The sequence below is a fragment of the Bacillus sp. AC266 genome (assembly GCF_979253805.1).
In genome coordinates, this window is sequence record NZ_CEEDEC010000004.1 from 358,191 (window position 1) to 383,422 (window position 25,232).

Genomic DNA, 25,232 nt, shown 5'->3' on the forward strand with positions numbered 1-25,232 from the left:
TCCTACTTCACCCCCAATGTTTTCAATGTAGTTTGAAGTGGATCCCCTAGTAGTTCTGGCATTACCCCAATTGCAATAATACAAACGATAAGCACTATAACAGGAATGTACTCCCATCCGTGTATATCAGATTTCGCTTCCCATTCTTTCTTACCAAATGTCACTTGAAGTGTCGCTCTTAATACGTATACAGCGGTTAAAATAATTCCAAGTACACCTGCGGCGGCGATAACCGGTTTCCCTTGGAATAAACCGAGAAAGGCAAGGAATTCGCTAATAAATCCAGACATCCCTGGCATTCCAAGCGATGCCATACCGCCCGCTAAGAAGAAACCACTAAGCACTGGAACACTTTTTGCGAGTCCACCAAGTGCTGTAATATCCGAAGTCCCGAAACGCTCTTCAATAATGCCAAGCAAGAAGAAGAGCAAGGCCGCAATTAAACCGTGAGACACAACTTGGAACAATGCCCCTTGTATACCTGGTGCATTTAACGCCGCAAGCCCCATTAATACAATGCCCATATGCGAAATACTAGAGTAAGCAAGTACCTTTCTAAAGTCCGTTTGGATGAGTGCTAGAAAGGCCCCATACAATAAATTAATTACCCCTAAAACCGCAATTAGCGTTGCAAAATCACGAAAATATTCTGGGAATAATCCTTTCCCGAAGCGAACAATACCGTACGCGCCAATCTTCAGCAAAACCCCCGCGTGAAGCATAACTACAGCAGGATGCGCTTCTATGTGTACATTGACCATCCAGCGATGCAAAGGGAAAACAGGGAGTTTAATCGCAAAAGCAATCATTATGGCAAGAAACAAGCCGAACTGTACGCTACTTGAGACGGCCATTCCTCCCCCAGCACCTACACTCGTTAATATTTCTTTAAGCTCCGCAATATTTGTTGTACCTGTTTTCGCAAATAAAACCGAGAAAACGATAAGTAAAATAGCTGATCCAATACCGTTATATATTAAATAACTATATGCAGCCTTTTCACTCGACAATTTCCCCCACTTGCCAATTAATAAAAACATTGGTGGCAACGTAATCTCAAAGAACATGAAGAACAACATTAAATTTTGAGCAGCGAAGACACCGAGCATACCTATTTCTAACATGAGTAACAGCATGTAGAATGCTTTCAAATTTCTTTTAATAGAAAATGCCGCAATAGCTGCAAGCATCGCTAGAAGGGCTGTGAGCACCATCATTACAAGCGATAAACCATCAATGCCGAGCTCGTAATAAATTGAAAACCACCTTTTGTCCACTGCTGTGAAATCCCCAAATTTAATCCATTTCACTTTTTCATCAAATATCGATAAGCTCTTTCCTGAAGCGTATGTACAAGCAAGGACGATAGCAATTCCAAATGGAAGCGCCGTTCCGAATAAACCAAGCGCCTGCACTGTACGCGATTCTCGTTTCGGCGTTAATAAAAGCAAGAGAATTCCTAAAAGCGGGGAAAAAATGAAGAACGTTAATAGCAATCCATTCACCGTAAATCCCCTCCCGTATATAACAAAATAATTAGGAGCACTGCGAGCGAAACTGCTGTTACAGTTCCATACACTTGTACATTCCCGTTTTGAAGCCGTGATCCTAGTCCACTCATACCTTTAACGAGTCCAGCAATTAAAACTGCGATTCCTTCTACAACGTATACTTCAAATAAGCGAAGCACATGAGCGATTCCTTTCGTAATAGGAAGTACTGTCGCATTGTATAGTTCATCCACATAATATTTTTCTTTCAAAAGGTTATAAAAAGACGTCCCTTCTCCACCGGCCCAATCTCTAGAGATAGATTTCTTGCCATATATGAAATATGCGAGGGCAATTCCCGCAAATGAAACGAGCGTCGCAACAACCATAATCCAAACAGGTCCATGCACTTCCTTCACCTGGAATCCTATATCTTTCGTAAGCCAATCCCCAAGAAACGTTCCGAACCACGGTGTATTTATATAACCTGCCACTACCGCAAGAACACCAAGGACAATCATCGGATACGTCATGGTGCGAGGTGATTCATGCACCTCTTCCTTCGTCTTCGTTTCCCCCGTAAAGACAAGAAAATATAGACGGAACATATAAAATGCTGTTAGAAATGCCGCAATTACTGCTAAAACGAATAGAAAGTAATTGCCATTCATCCAAGCCGCCGCTAAAATTTCATCTTTACTAAAAAATCCGGAAAGAAGAGGAACACCACTAATTGCAAGTGTGCCTATTAAAAATAGTGCACCGGTTACTTTCATCTTTTTCTGTAAACCGCCCATTTTATTAATGTTTTGCGTATGGACTGCATGAATTACGCTTCCTGCTGCCAGAAACAATAATGCTTTAAAAAAGGCGTGTGTCGTTAAGTGAAAGATACCAGCTACATAACCAGCCGAGCCTAGCGCAAGCATCATATACCCGAGCTGACTAACTGTAGAATAAGCAAGAACCCTCTTAATATCTGTTTGCACTAGACCGATAGAGGCCGCAAAGATTGCGGTGAAAGCCCCAACGATTGCCACAGTTTGCATCGCTACCGCACTTGCTGAAAATAGCGGGAACATCGTCGCTACTAAATATACGCCGGCTGCAACCATCGTTGCCGCGTGAATAAGCGCCGAAACAGGCGTCGGTCCTTCCATTGCATCTGGCAACCATGTATGAAGCGGGAACTGACCCGATTTCCCCATCGCACCGATAAAAATTAATATCGCCGTTATTGTAATCATAGAAGGAGAGAGGTCGCCCGTATGAATCGCTTTAAAAATCGCGTCATATTCAAAACTACCTGCGTGCCAAAAAATTAATATCATCCCAATAAATAGCCCAACATCCCCAATGCGTGTCATAATAAAAGCCTTTTTCGCAGCAGCCTTCGCTTCTTCTTTAAAGAAATAAAAACCGATAAGTAAAAACGAACCAAGGCCGACTAACTCCCAAAATATATAAAGCTGTAATAAATTCGTCGATATAACTAGCCCAAGCATCGCAAAGGTAAAGAGCCCTAAATATGCATAAAAGGTTGGTAATCTGGTGTCACCTTTCATATAACCTTTTGAGTACACATGTACAAGAAAACTCACAAGCGTAACGATAAACAACATTAAAGCCCCTAATGCGGTAACTTCAAAACCAAATGATATATCTATATCTCCTACCCTAAGCCATACCCACTTATGCTTCACTGCCTCGGATGAAAACCGTTCTATTAGTACCACTACCGCGGATATAAAGGAGAGAAAGGTAAAGAAAATACCTAGTACACTACTTCCCTCTCTAATTTTCTTCCCGAACACAATAAGTAACAAAAACGAAACAAGCGGGAAAAGCGGTATGAGCCATGCATAATCGATCATTGTTTCCTTCCCCCTTTTCGGTCACAATGCTATCCTTTGAGCGTATCCATCTCATCTACATGAACTGTCGGGCGATTACGGTACAAAGCAATCAAAATTGCAAGACCTACCGCTGCCTCCGCTGCCGCTACAGACATCGTAAACAGCGAAAAAATTTGTCCTGTTAAATTCGGAAACAAGCCTAATTTACTAAACGCTACTAGATTTAAATTGGCGGCGTTTAACATCAATTCGATACAAACTAGTACAATTACTGTATTTCGCTTTGTTAAAGCTCCAAATAAGCCGATGCAAAACAAAATAATCGCAAGTGTTAAATACGCAGAAGCTGGAACGCTACTCATGGGAATCCTCCTCTCCCTCATCCTTCTTCGCAAGGATAATCGCTCCTACAAGTGCTACAAGTAAAATAACTGAGGTTAATTCGAATGGAATAATATATTTTGAATAGAGAAGTGTACCGATTTGAAGTGTGTTATTTTCATGGAGAGGTAAACTTCCTTGTGTGCTTTGATTTGAAAAATCGATACTATTAACAGCGAAATACATAACTGCTCCAAATGCTACAACTGCAAAGAAGATAATCCATTTTCGAAGAGTAAGGCGCGATTCATTTTCCGCGTTATGTTTCGTTAACATAATGCCAAAAATCATAATAATAGTGATTGCACCAGAGTAAAGTAAAATTTGTGACACTCCGATAAATTCGGCTGATAAGAGAAAGTACAAACCCGCAATGCTAAGGAACGTAAGCACAAGGGCCAGCATCATATGCATTACTTTCGTTAAATTCAGCATAAGAATGCCGCCGATAATCGCAGACAAGGATAATATAAAGAAAGCTACAAACTCGCCGTTCATGCTTTATTCTCCTTCCTGATGTTCTCGTCGTTCTCGTCAAGCCACTGCAAATTTTTAAATAAATCATCACGTGAATACTCTGCAAGTTCAAAGTTATTTGTCATTACAATCGCCTCTGTCGGGCAAACTTCTGTACATAAATCGCAAAGAATACAAATTTCAAAATTAATATCATACGTGTCGATAATTTTCCCTTTTTTCGTAGGATCAGGATGTTTTTTTCCTGTTAATTGAATACAATCTGTTGGACAAATATTGGAACACTGATTACAAACAATACATTTCTCTGGATAAAACTTTTGAATACCTCGAAATCGGTCTGGTAATGGCAACGGTTGATTTGGATAATCATACGTCACCTTTTTCTTACTCAAATTACTAAGCGTATATTTTAACCCTTTAAATAGTCCTTTCATCTCTTACTGGCACCCCCTTTATAGATTAGAAGAATAGCTCCTTAATCAATGCCGTTAAGAAAATATTTGCAAGTGCGATTGGTAATAATACTTTCCAGCCAAACTCCATTAACTGGTCACCTCTTATGCGCGGGAACGTAACGCGGAACCAAATCAATAGAAAGACCACACTGCTGAATTTCAAAGCAAACCATACGGCTCCTGGAATAAACCCAAGAAACATAACTGGATTCCAGCCTCCTAAAAAGAGTACTGTAATTAAAGATGACATCCCGAAGAAATACACATACTCTGAAAGCATGAAAAACGCCCAGCGAAAACCTGAGTATTCCGTATGGTATCCTGAAACAAGTTCTGACTCCGCTTCGGGTAAATCAAACGGTGTCCTATTTAACTCTGCAACTGCCGCGATTAAGAAAATGACGAAACCGATTGGCTGTGCGAAAATGTACCATACCTTTTCCTGCGCCGCTACAATTTCATTCAAGTTAAGACTACCAGCTAACAAAACGACGCCAATTACACTCATCACAAGTGGAATCTCATAAGAAATCATTTGCGCTGCCGCACGCATCCCTCCTAAAAGGGAATATTTATTATTTGATGCCCATCCCCCAGTTACGACGCCGATCGTCGTAATCCCAGAGACAGCAATGTAATACAGCAACCCTACGCCAATATCCGCAAACTGAAATTTATCAGTAAACGGGATAACCGCAAGCACCATAAATGCTGGTGCGAATGCAATAACAGGAGCTAATATAAACAACGGTTTATCTGCAGCTTTCGGAATGCTATCTTCTTTTAATAATAGTTTCAAAACATCAGCTACCGTTTGGAGTAAACCGAACCGGCCCCCAACTTGGTTTGGTCCAATCCGTCCTTGCATAAATCCCATCACTTTCCGTTCTGCCAAAATACCGTATGTAACGAAGCCAAGGACTGCAAATAATAGAAGCACCGCTAACCCGAAAAAAATGAAGAAATTCGTCCAGCTTGAAGGTGATTGTAAGAGCGTCTCAATCATTAGCCGTCAACCTCCCCAAGTACAATATCAACCCCACCTAAAATCGTAATTAAATTGGCGATGTTTTCACCTTTCAATAACTTCGGTAAGATTTGCAAATTATAAAAAGACGGTCTGCGAAATTTCAAGCGGTACGGCTCTTTCTTTCCATCACTAGCAATATAACAGCCAATCTCTCCCCGCGGTGACTCTATACGGACGAACGCTTCTCCCTTAGGTGCTTTAATAATTTTCGGCACTTTCGCCAGCACAGCGCCGTCTTTCGGGAACTGCTCGACTGCTTGCTCAATAATTTTTAATGACTCCTCAATTTCCTTCATCCGGCAAACGTAGCGGTCCCAAGCATCTCCCGTGCTCCCAACAGGAACATCAAAGTCAAAACGATCATAAATAGAATACGGCTCATCTTTGCGAAGATCCCAGTGGACTCCCGTGCATCGCAAATTTGCGCCGCTTAATGAATACGAGATCGCCTCTTCCGCACTATATACGCCAACGCCTTTCACACGATTTAAGAAAATTTCATTTCCGCTAACAAGGTCGTGATACCCTTCCAACTGCTCCCTCATATACGGAACAAACTCTTTCACCTTTTCAATCCAGCCGTCTGGCGCATCCCACTTCACGCCGCCGACTCTCATATAGTTGAAAGTAAGCCTTGCACCGCACAATTCACTTAATAAATTTATAATCATCTCTCGTTCGCGAAAGGCATATAAAAATGGACTAACCGCTCCTATATCAAGCAGGTTCGTTCCCCACCAGACGAGATGGCTCGCAACCCTCCCAAGCTCCATCGCAAGCACCCGTAAATATTCAGCACGCTCTGGAATCTCAAGATCCATCATCGTCTCTACAGCGTGGCAAAGGACGTAATTATTCGTCATTGCTGATAAATAGTCCATTCGATCTGTATACGGGATAATTTGTGTATATTGCAAGCTCTCAGCTATCTTTTCTGTTCCGCGATGCAAATATCCGATAACCGGTGTAGCCTCTTTAATAATTTCCCCGTCAATCTTAATTACAAGCCGAAACACACCATGTGTACTCGGATGCTGCGGCCCTACATTTAAGAGCATCTCTTCCGTACGGATCACAAGCTACACCTCCACATCATACGGTTCATAATCCTTCCTAAGCGGATACCCCACCCAATCATCCGGCATTAAAATGCGAGATAAATTAGGATGACCTTCAAATACAATACCGAGCAAATCATACGCTTCACGCTCCGGCCAATCTGCCCCTTTCCAAAGCGGCATCACCGATTTTACTTGCGGCGCTTCCCTATCCAGCTTTACCTTCACTGCTACTGACTGTTTCTTTCCATATGAAAATAAATGAACGTATACTTCCATATGTGTCACAAAATCCGTCGCATGTAGCTCTGACATATAATCAAAAGCAAGTCCCTCATGCAATCGCATTAACTCCATCACTTCATAATATTTCGAAGGCTCCGCCACAAGCGTTGGAACATCTTTTGAAAGCTTATTAATATAGGAATCTACTAATGCATATTCTCCTAACCTCTCCTTAACAACCTCCACATAGCGATTTAAATATGGTTGGTTAACTGATGGTTCTTCCTGCTGCAGTTCGTCTTCTATCTTATTTACAGATCCCTTTGCCCTTGCCGCAGCAGCGGCTTTCGCTTTCGCGGCTGCAATTGCCTTTGCTTTCTCATCTCCAGAATCCCCCTCACCTTGTGAGGCTTTCTGCTTCGCTAACGCTGCTGCTTTTGCTTTTGCAGCTGCTACGGCCTTCGCTTTGGCTTTTTCTTCGTCCGTTACTTCTTCTGATCCTTCTCGCTTCTGCTTCGCTAATACCGCTGCTTTTGCTTTGGCAGCTGCTGCGGCTTTTGCCTTCGCTTTGGCTTTTTCTTCGTCCGTTACCTCTTCTGACCCTTCTCGCTTTTGCTTCGCTAGTGCCGCTGCTTTCGCTTTTGCAGCTGCTGCGGCTTTCGCCTTTGCTTTAACTTTTTCCTCGTCCGTTACTTCTTCTAATCCTTCTCGCTTTTGCTTCGCTAATACCGCTGCTTTCGCTTTGGCAGCTGCTGCGGCTTTCGCCTTTGCTTTGGCTTTTTCTTCGTCCGTTACTTCTTCTGATCCTTCTCGCTTTTGCTTCGCTAATACCGCTGCTTTTGCTTTTGCGGCTGCTGCGGCTTTCGCCTTCGCTTCTTCTACATTAATCCCCTTATCTTTTGGTAGCGCTTTCTCTTTTTCTCGATGTTCTCCTTCAAGTTTGGACATTTCCACCCCATGTTTCGCAGCAAGACGTTTTCGCGCTTCCTCTTTCGCATGACGGGCTGCTTCTCTTTTCATACTTTCTAAGTCTTTATTTGGATCACTCATTTATTCGTCACCTGCTTCCCGGTCCTCGCCTCGTAACGAATTTTTTCTTTTAATTTATTAATTCCATAAATTAAAGCAGCAGGATTTGGAGGGCATCCAGGAATATACACATCAACTGGTACAATTTGATCTACACCTTTCACAACAGCATACGAATTCACATACGGACCACCGGCCGTTGCACAAGATCCCATCGCAATTACCCACTTCGGTTCAGGCATTTGATCATATAGGCGCCGAACAATAGGTGCCATTTTCTTCGTTACCGTTCCTGACACAATCATGACGTCCGATTGTCTTGGTGAAGTCCGAAAAAATGACCCAAATCGATCTAAATCGTAATGTGATGAGCCTACTCCCATCATTTCAATCGCACAGCATGCCAGTCCAAATGTCATCGGCCATAAAGAGTTGCTCCGCGCCCATCCCTTCAACTGTTCCAATGTAGAAAAAAAGATATTTCTTTCTAATTCCGCTCGCTCCTGTGGGTGTAATTCCTCAAAATTTATAACCATTGTAACACCTTCTTTTTCCAAGCATACGCTAATCCAACTAGCAACATCACAACAAAAATGAGCATTTCAATCAGTGCAAATAAACCAAGTTTGTCATATGCAACAGCCCATGGGTATAAAAATAAAGTTTCTACATCAAAGATGACGAACAATAAAGCGAAAATGTAATAACGAGCATGAAACCGAATATTTGCATCATGAAAAGGCTCAATTCCACTCTCATACGTCGTCGCTTTCGCTGCACTCGGTTTGTTTGGACGCAGCATTTTCCCTAATGTAAGAGCCACTACCGGCAGCAATATACCTAATAGCAAGAAAATCAAAACGATCATATAACTATTTTCATATACACTTGCCATTGTGAAACCCTCCCCCCTGAATTAAGAACAAGTTCACATAGTAAACAATATGTCTTACTTGCATCATTTATTATTTTTAAATTTTTCTAAATAATGCAACTATTTAATTCATTATAGCAAACTTCAAATTCCTATGTCGATATATTGGGAACAGAAACAACAATTAATACTTGCTGAGCAAATCTATTTTTACAACTCATTATAAATGTGTAAAATAAATATAGAAATTCTATATGTTTTCAAGCAATCATAAAAAACATAAACTACAAAAAGGTGGTTCTTATGTATATACAGTGGGTGATATAAATGAAAAAACAAACACATGTAAATATTCTTATAAGCATTTCATTGTTGTATATAGCTATTCATTACGTATCAATGTCCTTTTTATATGAGTACGCACTCCCATTTCAAATATTAACTGGAATAAGTACCATATTAATTGATATTACAATTTGCAGTTATATATTTTATTTTTCAAATATAAAACAAGGGTTATCTCGTTTATTTTGGATAACATTAACTATCGGATCCTTCTCTTATTTCATCGGCGATATAGTAGTTGCTTATCAACGCTTAATTCTGCATGACTACTATACATTCGTTGATCCATCAGACTTTTTTTACTTATTATTTTTAATTAGCTTTGCATTTGCCTTTCTATATGAAATTATTTATGACCGAGATTTATTGGAACAGCTTTTTACGATATGTGATATTTGTATTATTGTTACTGCTCAATTTACTTTAAGCTACTATTTACTTATTGAAAGAACCATTCATATTTTTACAACATCATATATCGACATGTTTGTTCAACTCACGTATCCAATGGCTGATCTACTCTTTCTTTTAATAGGAATCAACCTTTTATTCAGACCATTATCCTTACTACCAAAGCAAGTTGGTGCTCTTCTTGGCAGTGCTTTAATTTTGTATGCTACTACGGATTCTATTTATGCTTATATAAAATACTTCCAGCCTGAGCACTCTATGTTCACAGTTGCTCCATTCTATCAAGTAACCTTATTATTGGTAGCAATCGCTTGTATACTTCACACAAAAGAGCCCGAAAAACAAGAACAAATATTACTAACGCCTCAATTTGGTGAATCAATCCGATTATCATTACCGTATATTTCTGTCGTGATGCTTATTGTTTTTATATTGGTCGAAAATGTTTTTGCACCTATCGTAGTAATTGGACTTATGGTAACTTTCGCCTTCGTTCTCATACGCCATATGTTAGTTCGAAGACAAAATAAAATATTATTGCTAGCACAAATGCAATTCAGCTTAGAACTCGAGAAACAAATCGAACTACGTACAGAAGATTTAGTAGAACAAAAAAATGAGTTATATCATAACCAACAAATGTTTAAATCTTTATACGAGCATCATCCAGATCCAATTTTCACATTAGATTTGTACGGTAATTTTCTCAATGTGAACAACGCTGGAACTACTTTACTCGGTTATCAAACGAATGAATTATTAAACCAACCATACTATTCACTTATGTATGAAGAAGATTTAGAAGAAATCATTACTGCCTTTCATCACGTGAAAAAAGGGAAATCTATTTCTTTAGAAATACGGGCATATCATAAAAATAGAGATATTTACTACTTACATGTTACAGCTGTTCCCATCTTTTTAAAGGAACATATTTCTGGGGCCTATTTAATGATTAAAGATATTACAGAAAGCAAGCAGCAACAAGAGCAAATTAATTTCCTAGCATATCATGATACTTTAACGGAACTTGCAAATCGCCGTTCATTTCATCTGCAGTTAGAACAAGCAATTGTCCGAGCAAAACTATCGAAAAGACCTTTTGCTGTTATGTTTCTCGATTTAGACCGTTTTAAAGTTATTAACGATACTCTCGGTCACCGGGTAGGAGATCTTCTTTTAATTGCTGTAGCAAAAAGACTAGAACGAATATCGACGTCAAATATGAAACTTGCTCGGTTAGCTGGGGATGAGTTCACAATTCTTATAGAAGATTATAAAGAAGATAGAGATGTACAAAAAATAGCTGATATGATTGTACTATCTATGAATGAACCATTCGAAATTGAAAATCAACATTTACAAATCTCGCCAAGTATCGGGATTGCAATATACCCAGAAGCAGGCGAAGATCCGTTATCTATTTTACAACATGCCGATATGGCCATGTACGAAACCAAAAATAAAGGAAAGAATGGTAGCTCACTTTATACGAAAGAGTTATATAAAAAAATGGAGCGAAAAGCTCGAATTGAAAAAGATTTACCACTTGCTTTAGTAAATAAAGAATTCTTTCTCGTCTATCAACCACAAGTTGACATTACAACGAATAAAATCATCGGTGCCGAAGCTTTAATCCGTTGGAAACATCCACTATTAGGTGACATTTCACCATGTGAGTTCATTCCAATCGTGGAAGAGACTCCGCAGGTCATCCCACTTGGGCATTGGGTGCTACGAGAGTCTTGTCGTCAACTAAAAATATGGCAAAGTTTTGGATACACAAACTTAAAAATGAGTGTCAATTTATCAGCGAAAGAATTTCAACAAAATCAATTAATCGAAAATATTTCACAAATACTAAAGGACGTTAAAATTGACCCGAAAGATGTAACACTTGAACTAACAGAACGAATTGCGATGATTGATGAAAAAGAAACATTATCGAGACTAAAGCAATTAAAAGAATATGGTATTCAAACGTCCATTGATGACTTCGGTACCGGCTACTCTTCTCTTGCTTATTTATCAATTTTCCCTATCGATACATTAAAAGTACCAAAAGAATTTACACAACTAGCCGATCATCGGCCTGAAGAAAGAGCCATCGTTTCCACTATCCTTTCCCTTGCAAATACTTTAAATCTCTCTGTCGTTGCTGAAGGAATTGAAACAGAAAAACAACTTAAGTTTCTGCAAAAAAACAACTGTAAATACATGCAAGGTTACTATTTCAGTAAACCTCTAACAAGTAAACAGTTTATAAAATTTCTACAAAAAACACCCAGTATGAACCAATAGTTCACACTGGGTGTTTTTTAAAGTGTCGGAATTCTTTTTTCGTAATATTCTTCTGCAATCTCTTCGTAAAAAGCTGCTGTCGTTGTATAAAAATATGGAATCAACCATAAAAATCCAATCCCTAATGTAATACAACTTAATATAAACCAACCAATAAAACTTAAACATAAAATGAAATACTCCATCTTATGTCCAGCCATCATACGACGACTTTCTGTAATAGCTTGATTTATTGAATACTCAGGATGATCATTTATAATAAAATACGTCATCGCATAAGAAAATGATTTAATAATGCCTGGAATAATAAATAGTAAACACCATAAGAAAATATAAATGTTTACTACTATATATAATAAAAATGACTTTATAAACTTACTTCCTTCTGTAAACCATCTAAATATATGCCCAATACGCGCTTCCTTTTCACGAATTATATGTAGTGCTAAACAATAACCCCCTAGCGTTAAAGGCCCCACCAGCAATATTGTAATAACATCTATTGAAAGTGAGCTTTTCACTTCTTTCCACTCCCAAACCTGAGAGAGAAGGAACTGAATACTAAAACTAAAAGCTGAAGTAAGAATCGAAATAAGTAATGTTGCCCCAACAGCTAAGCCCCATTTTCCTTCCAGTGAATCTAGCGCTTCTCCTTTTAAATCACTAATCATACTTAACCTCCTATACGTAATAATTCTATTAGTATAGCACGTCCCTACTGCAATTCACCTTTTGCAATATAGCGATAAAAATGCGCTGTCGTTGTACCTACATATGGACTAAGCCAAAGAAATCCTATTCCAAGAGTAAGAATTGCTAAAATAGCCCATCCTATGAAGCTAAGCCATAAAAGAAATAAATCTAGTTTATGCCCCTTCATAAAGTTCTTACTTTCTTTCATCGCCTGTGAAACGCTATAATCTGGATTTTCAACCATAACATAATACGTCATCGCATAAGAAAAATACATCACAATCATTACAACAATCGAAATGGCTAATAGTACAAAGAAAGCAATTGTTAACGATACATTCCCTTCCTCACCAAAAAATGCGAATACACCTAGTAACAACATCGGAATCCACGTACCTGTATATAACAAAATCGCAAGCATAGCCCACATTGTTTTCATCATTCTTTTAAAGCCACGAAATCCTTCAAATAAATAATCTACTCTAGCATCTTCTCGTTTACTAATTTGTAGCAACACATTCGTATAACCGTATGATGTAATACCATAAGATGCATTACTCAAAATGATCATTATGCAATAAAAAATTCCAAATGTAATACCTGCCCCGACTGATATCGCTTCCCCTTCAATTGAACCCGCTAAACCAACAACTAAGAAAAATATAATAATTCCTGGAATTAAAAGTATAAGCATTGCAGCCATTGAAACAACATAACTTAAAATAATATGTAAAATCGTTGATCCAACACCTAGTCCCCATTTTCCCTTTAAAGAGTACAATGCTTCTCGTTTCATTTCACCGATCATTTGTTCATCTCCTTTATGAAATATAAATTGTTATATATTTTCTACTTATACAAACAACAATATAATTATACCAATTTTGTCAGTTTATTCTATATATTAAATTGAGTTTCAGCTTCGACATTTAAATAAAACACATCTATGCATAACAAAAAACGAACCTGCAGTTCTTTTTATTTCTTGATTTTCACACTTGGCATCGGGCAGAAAAAGGCTCTGACCGCTTCTATGCACGGCTAGATGCTCTCTCCTACCTAAAGAGAGGCATTTTTTTCCTCTTATTATTTATATCCATAACAAAAAATCCGTAAAGGCAAGAGCCCTTACGGATTTTTTTACTTCATATCAGAAACGTTTAAACGGTTCACAGCACGCTGCAAGGCCATTTCTGCACGTCTAAAGTCAACATGCGCTTGTTTATCTTGCATACGTTGCTCAGCGCGACGTTTCGATTCATTTGCACGATGGATATCGATATGGTTTGCTTCTTCAGCAGATGATGATAACACAGTTACTTTATCTGGACGAACTTCGATAAAGCCACCGCTTACTGCTACATAATCAGTGTGCCCACCATTTTTCAGACGAACCGCACTAATTTTTAAAGGTGCAACAGTTGGAATGTGACCTGGTAAGATCCCCATTTCCCCACTCTCTGCTTTTACGCTTACCATTTCTACTTCTTTTTCGTAAACCGGTCCATCAGGAGTTACAATACTGACTGGAAATGTCTTCATAATTCGTCCCTCCTAAGGCCTTACGCCATCATTTTCTTCGCGTTTTCAATAACTTCTTCAATGCTACCAACAAGACGGAACGCATCTTCTGGAAGGTCATCATATTTTCCTTCTAGAATTTCTTTGAAACCACTAACTGTATTTTTTACAGGTACGTAAGAACCTTTTTGACCTGTAAACTGTTCAGCTACGTGGAAGTTTTGTGATAAGAAGAATTGAATACGACGAGCACGATGTACAACTAACTTATCTTCTTCAGATAACTCATCCATACCTAAGATAGCGATGATATCTTGAAGCTCTTTATAACGCTGTAAAGTTTGCTGTACTTGACGAGCTACTCCATAATGCTCTTCTCCTACGATTTCTGGAGAAAGCGCACGAGATGTAGATGCTAATGGATCTACGGCTGGGTAAATACCCATTTGTGTTAAACGACGCTCTAAGTTTGTTGTTGCATCTAAGTGAGCGAACGTTGTAGCTGGTGCTGGATCCGTATAGTCATCGGCTGGTACGTATACCGCTTGGATAGACGTGATAGATCCTTTATTTGTAGATGTAATACGCTCTTGTAATTGTCCCATTTCTGTTGCAAGTGTTGGCTGGTAACCTACCGCAGATGGCATACGACCAAGAAGGGCAGATACTTCAGAACCCGCTTGCGTGAAACGGAAGATGTTATCGATGAACAATAGTACGTCTTGTCCTTGCTCATCACGGAAATGTTCAGCCATTGTTAAACCTGTTAATGCAACACGTTGACGTGCTCCAGGTGGCTCGTTCATTTGTCCGAATACCATCGCAGTTTTCTTAATTACGCCAGAATCGCTCATTTCGTGGTATAAGTCGTTACCTTCACGAGTACGCTCACCTACACCAGCGAATACAGAGATACCACCGTGCTCTTGTGCGATGTTGTTAATTAATTCCTGAATTAATACTGTTTTACCTACGCCGGCACCACCGAATAGACCGATCTTACCACCCTTAATGTAAGGAGCAAGTAAGTCTACTACTTTAATACCAGTTTCAAGAATTTCTACTTTAGTAGATAACTCTTCGAATGCAGGCGCTTGACGGTGAATTGGATCACGACGTACATCCGCAGGAACATCACCATCTAAGTCAATTGCATCACCTAATACGTTAAATACACGACCAAGTGTTACATCCCCAACTGGTACAGAGATTGCTTTACCAGTATCTTCTACTTCTGTGCCACGAACAAGTCCATCTGTGGAAGACATTGCAACTGTACGAACTGTGTCATCACCTAAATGAAGTGCAACTTCAAATGTTAAGTTAATGCTTGCTCCGTTTTCGTTGCTTTGTTTTACCGTAAGGGCGTTGTAGATTTCTGGTAGCTTTCCGCCATCAAACTTAACGTCTACAACCGGACCCATGATTTGCGTAACGCGCCCTTTATTCATCGGGTTCCCTCCTAGCTTTCTTTTAATTAGCCAGCTTTCTAAGAGAAGTCGGCTTTTAATTTTTATTAGTTTATAGCTTACGCGACTCTCCTGTTCTGGACGAACCGCTTCCGCTTTTTATTGAATCTAGTTCCAGCGGCTAGAACAGTCGGTCATTTCGCGCCTTCCTACGAGGCCAAAAGCGCCTCTTCGTCAGGAGCTCCAATGCCCTCCCCCTTCTGAGCAAGCCACCTACGCTTTTTAATACTATTCTAACGCTGCTACTCCACCAACGATTTCCGTAATTTCTTGCGTAATCGCTGCTTGACGCGCACGGTTGAATGAAAGTGTAAGTGAATCGATAACTTCCATTGCGTTGTCTGTAGCACTCTTCATTGCTGTCATACGCGCCGCGTGCTCACTTGCTTTACCGTCTAGTAATGCACCGTACACTAAGCTTTCTGCGTATTGTGGCAATAATACTTTTAAAATTTCTTCTTCAGAAGGTTCGAATTCATAAGCTGTCGTCGGTTTATCAGACGCCACATCCGTAAGCGGTAAAATTTTATTTTCCGTTACTTCTTGTGAAATTTTACTTACATAATGATTGTAGTAAATATACAGCTCATCATAAGCACCATCTGCGAACATCGCAATTGCTCGAGAAGCAATATCTTTAATATCAGTAAATGATGGGTGGTCAGATAATCCAACTACTTCATCAATGATGTTAAAGCCGCGACGTTTTAAATAATCACGTCCTAGTCGTCCAAGCACAATAATTGAATATTGGTTTGAATCCATATTATGACGTTCACGAATTACGTTACTTACTGTACGTAATACGTTACTGTTATAACCACCTGCTAGTCCGCGATCAGATGTAATAACGATGTACCCTGTACGCTTTACAGGACGCGCATTTAGCATTGGATGATTAATCCCTTTACTTCCTTGCGCAATGCTCGCTACTACTTCTTGAATCTTTTCCATATACGGAACGAAAGATTTAGCATTTTGTTCTGCACGGTTTAACTTAGATGCAGATACCATCTCCATCGCTTTCGTAATTTGACTCGTTTTCTTTGTCGAGTTAATCTTCGCTTTTATATCGCGTAAAGATGCCACAGGTTTTCACCACCTTTTTTCCGGAAGTTGGCACGATTAGTAAGAATCCTCTTCCTAATCTACGTTGCAAGATATTCTTGCTCATGATTGAAGGAAAAGAATAGGTGCACCTACTCTTTTCCTTTACATAACCGTCAGCAATCTCAAAAGCTGAGATGCCTTTTATATGATCTAGCTAAGCCACAGTCGACTTCACTTTTAATTATTATTCAGAAGCTACGAATACTTTTTTAAATCCGTTAATTGCTGCTGCAAATTTGTCGTCATCCGCAAGTTTCTTAGTTGTGCGAATTTCGCTTAATAAGTCAGTTGCATTTGAATCTAACCAAGCATGGAATTCTTCTTCGAAACGAGTGATATCTACTACTGGGATATCATCTAGGAATCCACGTGTTAAAGCGTAAAGAATGATAACTTGTTTCTCTACACGTAACGGTTTGTGTAATCCTTGTTTTAATACCTCAACTGTACGAGCACCACGGTTTAATTTTGCTTGTGTTGCTTTATCAAGGTCAGAACCGAACTGAGCGAACGCTTCTAACTCACGATAAGATGCAAGGTCAAGACGAAGTGTACCTGATACTTTACTCATCGCTTTAATCTGAGCTGATCCACCTACACGAGATACAGAAGTACCCGCATCGATTGCTGGACGTACGCCAGAGAAGAATAGGTCAGATTGTAAGAAGATTTGTCCATCCGTAATAGAAATTACGTTTGTTGGGATGTAAGCTGATACGTCCCCTGCTTGTGTTTCGATGAAAGGTAGTGCAGTTAAAGAACCGCCGCCTCTTGCATCACTTAATTTTGCTGCACGCTCTAATAAGCGAGAATGTAAGTAGAATACATCCCCTGGATATGCTTCACGACCTGGAGGACGACGTAATAGTAATGAAAGCTCACGGTAAGCCGCTGCTTGTTTTGATAAGTCATCATATACTACTAATACGTGTTTACCATTGTACATGAACTCTTCACCCATTGTTACACCAGCGTAAGGAGCTAGGTATAATAATGGAGCTGGTTGAGAAGCTGATGCAGTTACAACGATTGTGTAATCTAATGCACCGTGCTTACGTAGTGTTTCTACTACGTTACGTACTGTTGATTCTTTTTGTCCGATAGCTACATAGATACAAATCATATCTTCATCTTTTTGGTTAATGATCGTATCAAGTGCAACTGCTGTTTTACCTGTTTGACGGTCACCGATGATTAACTCACGTTGACCACGGCCAATTGGTACAAGAGCATCGATCGCTTTAATACCTGTTTGAAGTGGCTCATGAACAGATTTACGATCCATTACACCTGGTGCTGGACTTTCGATTGGACGAGTGTTTGTTGTATTGATTGGGCCTAAACCATCAACTGGTTGACCTAATGGGTTTACAACACGACCGATTAGTTCTTTTCCTACTGGTACTTGCATGATGCGACCAGTACGACGAACTTCGTCACCTTCACGGATTTCTGTGTAAGGTCCTAAAATAATGATACCTACGTTGTTTTCCTCTAAGTTTTGTGCTAGTCCCATAACGCCATTAGAGAACTCTACAAGTTCACCAGCCATAACGTTATCAAGACCATGAGCACGCGCAATACCGTCACCAACTTGGATAACTGTACCAACATCACTAACTTCGATTTCAGACTGATAGTTCTCGATTTGTTGCTTTATCAGTGCGCTAATTTCTTCAGCTCTGATGCTCATGTGCTTCACCCCTATCTATTCTTCATTAATTCACGCTGAATACGTGCTAATTTTCCTTGTAAGCTTCCGTCGTAAATGCGATTTCCAATACGTACTTTAATGCCGCCTAGTAAATCTTCATCCACAACATTTTTCACGCGAATTGCATCTTTTCCTGTTTTTTTTGCAAATGCTTCTGCAATGTTAAGTTTTTCTTCTTCCGATAGAAGACGAATAGAATATACAGTTGCATCCGCTACGTTACGTTCTTCATTAGCAAGAACAACATATTCATTTGCAATTTCAGGTAGGATATCAATACGCTTGTTATCAATTAAAATATATAACGTATTTAAAATAGATTCAGAAACAGATGCGAATACGTTTGCAAGAAACGTTTTCTTCTGCTCTTTTGAAATGTTCGGTTGCGTTAAAAAGCTATGTAGTTCTCCGTTCTTTGTAAAAACGTTTTGTACAAGGCGTAATTCCTCTTCAAACATTTCTAATACGTGTTTTTCTTTTGCAATTTTGAAAAGAGCGACAGCATAACGTTTTGCTACAATCCCATTGCTCATCGCGCTTCTCCTACTTCTTTAATATAATCGCGAATTAACTTCACTTGATCTTCTTCTTTTAATTCTTTTTCAATTACTTTAGAAGCAATATGAACAGATAAAGAAGCAACTTGTTCTTGTAAAGCAGCAATCGCTTGCTCTTTTTCGCGTTGAATTTCTTGTACAGCAGATGTTTTAATTGATTCTGCTTCTTCTTTCGCAGCAGCAACAATAACATCCTTTTGATCTACAGCTTGTTTCTTCGCTCTTTCGATTAACTCTTGTGCTTCAACACGCGATTGTTTTAACATTTCACGTTGTTCTTCTACTAATTTCTTCGCTTCAGCATTACTTCTTTCTGCAGCGTCGATTTCATTAGTAACATGCTCTTCACGTTCTTTCATAATTCCCATTAAAGGACCCCACGCGAATTTGCGTAGCATTACTAATAGAAGTAAGAAAATGAACAATGTATAAGCAATCGTTCCAAATGGAATGGAAGCCCCTAATAATAAAGTTGGCACAAGGATTCACTCCCTTCAAAATATCTAAATTGATCATATGAAAAAAAAAGACATACGTTTCGTTCATAAAGCAATGGCGAAGAAAGTTCGGAAAAACACTCTTCGCCATCTATGTAAGGGGAGTCTCCCTTATTTGTTCATTACGATGAAAGCAATAACTACACCGATAATTGGAAGTGCCTCAACTAATGCAACCCCGATGAACATAATTGTTTGAAGTGCGCCTTTTAATTCTGGTTGACGAGCAACACCTTCGATTGTACGTGATACGATAAGACCGTTACCAATACCTGCACCTAATGCTGATAAACCAATTGCAATTGCAGCTGCGATTACACCTAAACTCATTTAATTTGTCCTCCTTTGTATTATAAAAAAATAAATTTTTTCTTACTTAAATTATATTAATGGTCATGGCTTACTTTATGAGCCATATAAACCATCGTTAACATTACGAAAATAAATGACTGGATTGAACCAACGAATACGCTGAATCCCATCCATGCTAACATCGGTACAAGCGCACCTAATGCTCCTAAGAATGATGCCCCGCCTAACTTAGCAAGTAATCCTAATAAGATTTCACCTGCGTAAATGTTACCAAATAAACGAAGACCTAACGTTAATGTGTTAGCAAACTCCTCAATAACCTTTAATGGGAATAAGAATTTCATAGGTTGGAAATAACCTTTAACATATTCTTTCGTACCCTTCATCTTAATTCCATAATAATGGGTGAGGGTAACTACCATCACGGCTAATGTTAATGCAACTGCTGGATCAGACGTTGGTGATCTCCACCATGCAATATGTTCGCCAGCCTCAACTGTTGAATACATGAATGGTAAACCAAGGAAGTTCGATACGATGATAAACATGATGAGCGTAACGCCAAGCGTTAAGAAACGTCCACCTGTTTTCCAATCCATCGTACTATTGATAATCCCTTTCACGAAGTCAAACACCCATTCCATGAAATTTTGCATCCCGGTTGGGCGAAGCGCTAAGCTGCGAGTTCCGATAACAGCGATTAAGAAAACAATAACTGCTGCTACAGTAACCATCATAACTGATGACAAATCGAACGTTAAACCTAGAAATTCAACTAATTTACCGTGTTCCACTAGTAATTCACCTCTCTTCCCTGCTCGTATACTCTAAATAAAGAAAATCTATGATCATGACAAGGTATCCTGTCAGCAATCCTACACCTAAGCCCCACATCGCAATTAACTCTTGATATTTGGCTGCAAATAAAATTAATAACCCAATCGTGGCGAATCTTGAATATGTACTTACCGCTGTCGCCTTAAACTTCACGTTTTCTCCATTTGTTACGCGATCTAATAGCTTGTCTGTTCTACGTGCAATGATGCGCAAACTAAGAAAACTGAAAATCGTTCCGATAATCAGCCCAAGAAATACATCCTTGTAAGAGGTAATTCCCCATCCTAGCACTAGAAGCGCAAGCAAGTAGTACATATATTTCTTTTGTCGTTGGACAAGTCCATGTACGTCTATCATCATTGCTCTCCCGAATAGTAATGTTGAATGAGTCGAATCATTGCGTATACCCCTGTTCCTAACCCGAGTAATAACCCTATAATAAGAAACAACGGAAACGTTCCAACCTTATTATCAATCCATTGCCCACCAAAGATTCCGATAAGAATAGAACCAACTAACTGAGCAAGTATTCCTGACATTAAAGCATACGCTTTTATATGGCTGCGATCGTTTTTTTGCAAGGATTCATCCCTCCAATATGTAACCCTCATTCACGATGTGTTAATAATAACTCATTTTTCTGCATAAATTCTATACAAAATAAAAAGTTTACATTTTCGTCACGGAATAGATGCATTTTTGTCACTGAAAGCCCTACCATCTATCCCCGTTGTTAGCATACAATAGGGTATTAACAGTGTCAACGAGAAATCGTAAAAAATCAAAAAATTTGAGTATTAGGCATTTCCTCCCAAAAATGAAAACGTTCCCCTTCTAAATACTGGTTAGAGATATGCAATTTCTAACAGTTTTCTCTTTATAATAGAAGAAAATGTTCACAAGTTTGTCACTATTATATTTTTAAGATATAGCGCTTTCCTTCCATAATATAGTGTCCCCGAGACGTAAGACTTCTATATTATATGTGATGTGTATATAACTTATGTTGTATATACCCTGTATATTTATCTCCCCCTCCCCCGTGCGCTGAGGGCGAAAAAAAACGAGAGGGGAATCCCCCTCTCGTCTGTTGTCTTACTTCGTTCCGAATAAACGGTCACCAGCATCACCAAGACCTGGAACTACATAACCATGGTCATTTAACTTCTCATCTAATGCTGCTACATAAATATCAACATCAGGATGCTCTTCCTGCACTACTTTTACTCCTTCTGGAGCAGCTACGATACACATTAATTTAATTTGCTTTGCACCGCGCTTTTTCAGAGAATTAATTGCTTCAGCCGCAGAACCACCTGTTGCTAGCATCGGATCTAGTACGATAAAGTCACGCTCTTCTACATCCGTTGGAAGTTTCACATAGTATTCTACCGGTTGCAATGTTTTAGGGTCACGGTATAAACCAACGTGTCCTACTTTTGCTGCTGGAATTAATTTCAGAATTCCATCAACCATTCCTAAACCTGCACGTAAAATCGGAATTAAACCAAGTTTTTTACCAGCGATCACTTTTGTTGTCGCTTTGCTTACAGGCGTTTCAATTTCAATGTCTTCAAGTGGAAGGTCACGAGTAATCTCGAAAGCCATTAAGCTTGCTACTTCGTCCACTAATTCACGAAAATCTTTCGTACCTGTATTCTTATCGCGAATATATGTAATCTTATGTTGAATTAACGGGTGATCAAATACATACAGTTTTCCCATGTGAATCTCTCCTTTAGATGATATTCATGCGTTTACACGCTTCTTTACACTATTTACGATTGTAAAGAAAACGCTACTAATATTCAAGGGCAAATTTGGCAAAATCATGATTTTGCGATGAATCTATCTAGTATCTTTACCAATTATGGGAGCTGTATCCTTCATTATATCGCCAAAATTTATTCATCATTTGTATACATACTTTAAAAATAATATATGTCCACAAAAAAGACTGCCAAAACAATTACGTTTCAGCAGTCTTTTTCAATCTATTATAGATCTGTATACATTGAGAATTTGCTCGTTAACGCTTCTACACGCTTACTTGCTTCTTCTAATGCAACTTCATTCTCATGATTTTTTAATGTATAAGCAATAAGTGCCGCAATTTCATCCATTTCTTCTAAACCGAAACCACGAGATGTTACAGCTGCTGTACCGATACGTACGCCGCTTGTTACAAATGGGCTTGCTGTTTCAAATGGAATTGTATTTTTGTTCACTGTAATACCAACTTCATCTAATACGTGCTCTGCTACTTTACCTGTAATTTCCAAGTTACGAACATCAATTAAGATTAAATGATTGTCTGTTCCACCAGAAACAAGTGTAAGTCCTTCCTTTTGAAGGCCTTCAGCTAAGCGGTTCGCATTATTAATGATATGTTGTGCATATGTTTTAAACTCATCTTGTAGTGTCTCACCAAATGCAACAGCTTTTGCAGCAATTACGTGCATAAGTGGGCCACCTTGAATACCAGGGAAGATTGATTTATCAATTTGTTTTGCAAATTGCTCTTCACATAAAATCATACCACCACGTGGACCACGTAATGTTTTATGTGTTGTCGTTGTAACGAAATGTGCATGTGGTACTGGGTTTGGATGTAAACCAGCAGCTACTAAACCAGCGATATGTGCCATATCAACCATAAAGTATGCACCCACTTCATCTGCAATCTCACGGAATCGTTTGAAATCGATAACACGAGGATATGCACTTGCACCTGCAACGATTAATTTTGGTTTATGTTCTTTCGCTTTTGCTAATACATCATCGTAATTAATACGGTGAGATTCAGCATCCACGCCATATTCTACGAAATTATATTGTACTCCACTGAAGTTAACAGGGCTTCCGTGTGTTAAGTGACCACCATGAGATAAATTCATGCCAAGTACTGTATCGCCTTGCTCTAAAATCGTGAAGTATACTGCCATGTTCGCTTGTGCACCAGAATGTGGTTGAACATTTACATGCTCTGCGCCAAAAATTTCTTTCGCGCGATCACGTGCGATATCTTCTACTACGTCTACGTGTTCACAACCACCATAGTAACGTTTTCCAGGATATCCTTCAGCATACTTATTCGTTAGAACAGAACCTTGCGCCTCCATTACTGCTTCACTTACGAAGTTTTCCGAAGCAATTAACTCAATCTTTGAACGCTGTCTTCCTAGTTCTGCCTCAATTGCAGCAAATACCTTTTCATCTTGACGTTTTAAATGATTCACCAAAATCCCCCTTTTCTGAACGAATTACATCAATTCCCAATAGTTTTTTCTCATTTATTCAGAAAAAACGAAAATTCAGGTTGTAATTCTTTCGAACCTTCATGTTTTCAACTACATTCTAACATGACTTTCTATATCATAAAAGAAAAAAAAAGACCAAAATTGGTCTTTTCTTTCTTCTATTATAAAGTCAGACCACATACCTTTTACCTTTCGATATACAGCTGTATAAGACTTTATAATTTTTCATGTTTAACGGCAAGGAATAGCTTCTTCATTTGCCGCATAAACGGCACGTGCTCCACCTATTAGTTTCCCACGTGTTTTCGCCATCGTTACATGCGCACTTCCTATTTCCTTCACACTTGTACGAACCGGTACAGCTACATGCTTTAAATGCATACCGATAAATGTATCGCCGATATCCATTCCTGCATCTGCTTTAATAAACTCAATTACTACCGGATCTTTAAAATTGTGATACGCATACGTCGCTAATGCACCACCTGCTGATCTAACAGGCGTAACTGTTACAATTTCAAATTGATATTTCATCGCTACATCTCTCTCAACTACTAAAGCACGATTTAAATGCTCACAACATTGAAACGCCAATTCAATACCTGTTCTCTCTTGAAATTGTTTTAACTCAGAAAAAATCGCCTCTGCCACTTCCATCGTTCCTGATGTTCCAATTCTTTCACCTAGCACTTCGCTCGTGCTACACCCCACTACAAAAATTTGACCACTTTGCAGCGTGGCTTGTTCTTGGAAATCAGAAAGCGACATTTGTAGCTGTTCTCTTACCTTTACGATTTCTGTCATTACGCCTCTTCCTTTCACAGGTTGGTTCACCAAATTATATTTCATACTACTTATAGTTAGAATCTATTACTTTGTTTCGTACGTTTTAATTTTTCCTACTCGGTTTTCGTGACGGCCACCTTCATAGTCAGTTGTTAGCCAAATTTTCGCGATATCACGCGCTAGACCAGCTCCAATTACACGCTCGCCCATCGCTAACATGTTAGTGTCATTATGCTCTCTCGTCGCTTTCGCACTGAAAGTATCATGAACTAATGCACAACGAATACCATTTACTTTGTTTGCTGCGATTGACATACCAATGCCTGTCCCGCAAACTAAAATACCACGATCCACTTCACCATTCGCGACCATTTCTGCTGCTGGAAACGCAAAATCAGGGTAATCAACAGAACCAGCTTCACATTCACAACCTAAATCAATATATTCAATATTTAACTCTTCTAATAAACTTACAAGTTCTTTACGGATATTCATACCGCCGTGATCAGATGCTACTACTACTTTCATTTTTACCCCTCCG

General features: G+C 39.0%; 28 protein-coding genes. 1 reads left to right on the forward strand and 27 read right to left on the reverse strand.

Features of this window, described 5'->3' with window-relative positions; translation table 11 throughout:
• Nucleotides 1-2: 2 nt before the first annotated feature.
• Genes AC0IXC_RS18840 through nuoA form a run of 10 tightly spaced genes read right to left on the reverse strand, consistent with a single transcriptional unit; the run spans nt 3 to nt 8,899 of the window.
• A complete protein-coding gene (locus tag AC0IXC_RS18840) occupies nt 3-1,505 on the reverse strand; it encodes an NADH-quinone oxidoreductase subunit M (RefSeq protein ID WP_471653147.1) in 1,503 nt (500 codons plus the stop codon).
• Nucleotides 1,502-3,364 carry an NADH-quinone oxidoreductase subunit L gene (gene nuoL, locus AC0IXC_RS18845; protein WP_061688682.1) on the reverse strand — a complete coding sequence of 621 codons (1,863 nt, stop codon included), beginning with the start codon at nt 3,362-3,364 and terminating at the stop codon, nt 1,502-1,504. Before nuoL ends, AC0IXC_RS18840 begins: the two co-directional genes overlap by 4 nt.
• A 29-nt stretch (nt 3,365-3,393) precedes the next feature.
• On the reverse strand, nt 3,394-3,708 hold the full coding sequence (nuoK, locus tag AC0IXC_RS18850) for an NADH-quinone oxidoreductase subunit NuoK (protein WP_000100081.1): 315 nt from the start codon (nt 3,706-3,708) through the stop codon (nt 3,394-3,396).
• Nucleotides 3,701-4,225, reverse strand: coding sequence for an NADH-quinone oxidoreductase subunit J (locus AC0IXC_RS18855; RefSeq protein ID WP_471653148.1), 525 nt, complete (start codon nt 4,223-4,225; stop codon nt 3,701-3,703). Before AC0IXC_RS18855 ends, nuoK begins: the two co-directional genes overlap by 8 nt.
• Nucleotides 4,222-4,641, reverse strand: a complete 420-nt coding sequence (gene nuoI / locus AC0IXC_RS18860) for an NADH-quinone oxidoreductase subunit NuoI (protein WP_002016193.1) — start codon at nt 4,639-4,641, stop codon at nt 4,222-4,224. Before nuoI ends, AC0IXC_RS18855 begins: the two co-directional genes overlap by 4 nt.
• A gap of 25 nt (nt 4,642-4,666) precedes the next feature.
• Nucleotides 4,667-5,668, reverse strand: a complete 1,002-nt coding sequence (gene nuoH / locus AC0IXC_RS18865) for an NADH-quinone oxidoreductase subunit NuoH (RefSeq protein ID WP_002068471.1) — start codon at nt 5,666-5,668, stop codon at nt 4,667-4,669.
• Nucleotides 5,668-6,768, reverse strand: coding sequence for an NADH-quinone oxidoreductase subunit NuoD (gene nuoD / locus AC0IXC_RS18870; protein ID WP_002143861.1), 1,101 nt, complete (start codon nt 6,766-6,768; stop codon nt 5,668-5,670). Before nuoD ends, nuoH begins: the two co-directional genes overlap by 1 nt.
• A 3-nt stretch (nt 6,769-6,771) precedes the next feature.
• Complete coding sequence (locus tag AC0IXC_RS18875; RefSeq protein WP_471653149.1) at nt 6,772-8,025, reverse strand: NADH-quinone oxidoreductase subunit C; 1,254 nt, start codon at nt 8,023-8,025, stop codon at nt 6,772-6,774.
• The gene (gene nuoB / locus AC0IXC_RS18880) at nt 8,022-8,540 is read right to left on the reverse strand and encodes an NADH-quinone oxidoreductase subunit NuoB (protein ID WP_002089729.1); all 519 of its coding nucleotides are present in this window, start codon (nt 8,538-8,540) and stop codon (nt 8,022-8,024) included. Before nuoB ends, AC0IXC_RS18875 begins: the two co-directional genes overlap by 4 nt.
• Entirely contained in the window at nt 8,531-8,899 is a 369-nt protein-coding gene (gene nuoA, locus AC0IXC_RS18885; protein WP_000179270.1) for an NADH-quinone oxidoreductase subunit NuoA, read from the reverse strand. Before nuoA ends, nuoB begins: the two co-directional genes overlap by 10 nt.
• A 306-nt stretch (nt 8,900-9,205) precedes the next feature.
• Between nuoA and AC0IXC_RS18890 the strand changes: the two genes are divergently transcribed.
• Entirely contained in the window at nt 9,206-11,935 is a 2,730-nt protein-coding gene (locus tag AC0IXC_RS18890) for an EAL domain-containing protein (RefSeq protein ID WP_215590490.1), read from the forward strand.
• A 17-nt stretch (nt 11,936-11,952) separates the two neighbouring features.
• Here AC0IXC_RS18890 and AC0IXC_RS18895 read toward each other — a convergent pair whose 3' ends face one another.
• From AC0IXC_RS18895 to rpiB, 17 genes are all read right to left on the reverse strand, one after another.
• Nucleotides 11,953-12,606 carry a DUF975 family protein gene (locus tag AC0IXC_RS18895; protein WP_471653150.1) on the reverse strand — a complete coding sequence of 218 codons (654 nt, stop codon included), beginning with the start codon at nt 12,604-12,606 and terminating at the stop codon, nt 11,953-11,955.
• A gap of 44 nt (nt 12,607-12,650) precedes the next feature.
• Nucleotides 12,651-13,436 carry a DUF975 family protein gene (locus AC0IXC_RS18900; protein ID WP_471653151.1) on the reverse strand — a complete coding sequence of 262 codons (786 nt, stop codon included), beginning with the start codon at nt 13,434-13,436 and terminating at the stop codon, nt 12,651-12,653.
• A 332-nt stretch (nt 13,437-13,768) separates the two neighbouring features.
• Nucleotides 13,769-14,170, reverse strand: coding sequence for a F0F1 ATP synthase subunit epsilon (gene atpC, locus AC0IXC_RS18905; RefSeq protein WP_002016279.1), 402 nt, complete (start codon nt 14,168-14,170; stop codon nt 13,769-13,771).
• A 20-nt stretch (nt 14,171-14,190) separates the two neighbouring features.
• Nucleotides 14,191-15,600 (reverse strand): F0F1 ATP synthase subunit beta, encoded by a 1,410-nt coding sequence (atpD, locus tag AC0IXC_RS18910; RefSeq protein ID WP_002016281.1) that lies wholly within the window; start codon nt 15,598-15,600, stop codon nt 14,191-14,193.
• Nucleotides 15,601-15,846: 246 nt separating this feature from the next.
• Entirely contained in the window at nt 15,847-16,707 is an 861-nt protein-coding gene (gene atpG, locus AC0IXC_RS18915; protein ID WP_002016283.1) for a F0F1 ATP synthase subunit gamma, read from the reverse strand.
• Nucleotides 16,708-16,912: 205 nt separating this feature from the next.
• A complete protein-coding gene (gene atpA / locus AC0IXC_RS18920) occupies nt 16,913-18,421 on the reverse strand; it encodes a F0F1 ATP synthase subunit alpha (protein ID WP_002016284.1) in 1,509 nt (502 codons plus the stop codon).
• Between the two features lie 11 nt (nt 18,422-18,432).
• A complete protein-coding gene (gene atpH / locus AC0IXC_RS18925; RefSeq protein ID WP_002130060.1) occupies nt 18,433-18,975 on the reverse strand; it encodes a F0F1 ATP synthase subunit delta in 543 nt (180 codons plus the stop codon).
• Entirely contained in the window at nt 18,972-19,478 is a 507-nt protein-coding gene (atpF, locus tag AC0IXC_RS18930) for a F0F1 ATP synthase subunit B (RefSeq protein ID WP_002016287.1), read from the reverse strand. Before atpF ends, atpH begins: the two co-directional genes overlap by 4 nt.
• A gap of 129 nt (nt 19,479-19,607) precedes the next feature.
• Nucleotides 19,608-19,826 (reverse strand): F0F1 ATP synthase subunit C, encoded by a 219-nt coding sequence (gene atpE, locus AC0IXC_RS18935; protein ID WP_000052064.1) that lies wholly within the window; start codon nt 19,824-19,826, stop codon nt 19,608-19,610.
• Nucleotides 19,827-19,882: 56 nt separating this feature from the next.
• Nucleotides 19,883-20,602 (reverse strand): F0F1 ATP synthase subunit A, encoded by a 720-nt coding sequence (atpB, locus tag AC0IXC_RS18940; protein WP_000399874.1) that lies wholly within the window; start codon nt 20,600-20,602, stop codon nt 19,883-19,885.
• Nucleotides 20,603-20,609: 7 nt separating this feature from the next.
• Entirely contained in the window at nt 20,610-21,002 is a 393-nt protein-coding gene (locus tag AC0IXC_RS18945) for an ATP synthase subunit I (RefSeq protein WP_002016288.1), read from the reverse strand.
• Nucleotides 21,002-21,226 carry an AtpZ/AtpI family protein gene (locus tag AC0IXC_RS18950; protein WP_002089742.1) on the reverse strand — a complete coding sequence of 75 codons (225 nt, stop codon included), beginning with the start codon at nt 21,224-21,226 and terminating at the stop codon, nt 21,002-21,004. The genes AC0IXC_RS18945 and AC0IXC_RS18950 overlap by 1 nt, the downstream gene beginning before the upstream one ends.
• Before the next feature lie 26 nt (nt 21,227-21,252).
• A complete protein-coding gene (locus tag AC0IXC_RS18955) occupies nt 21,253-21,366 on the reverse strand; it encodes a DUF4024 domain-containing protein (protein WP_000232963.1) in 114 nt (37 codons plus the stop codon).
• Between the two features lie 374 nt (nt 21,367-21,740).
• A complete protein-coding gene (gene upp / locus AC0IXC_RS18960) occupies nt 21,741-22,370 on the reverse strand; it encodes a uracil phosphoribosyltransferase (protein ID WP_000517533.1) in 630 nt (209 codons plus the stop codon).
• Between the two features lie 272 nt (nt 22,371-22,642).
• A complete protein-coding gene (gene glyA / locus AC0IXC_RS18965) occupies nt 22,643-23,884 on the reverse strand; it encodes a serine hydroxymethyltransferase (protein WP_002143868.1) in 1,242 nt (413 codons plus the stop codon).
• Between the two features lie 252 nt (nt 23,885-24,136).
• Nucleotides 24,137-24,709: a TIGR01440 family protein gene (locus AC0IXC_RS18970; RefSeq protein WP_002130064.1), complete on the reverse strand. Its 573-nt coding sequence runs from the start codon at nt 24,707-24,709 to the stop codon at nt 24,137-24,139.
• Between the two features lie 66 nt (nt 24,710-24,775).
• The gene (gene rpiB, locus AC0IXC_RS18975) at nt 24,776-25,219 is read right to left on the reverse strand and encodes a ribose 5-phosphate isomerase B (protein ID WP_000869917.1); all 444 of its coding nucleotides are present in this window, start codon (nt 25,217-25,219) and stop codon (nt 24,776-24,778) included.
• Between the last annotated feature and the right edge of the window lie 13 nt (nt 25,220-25,232).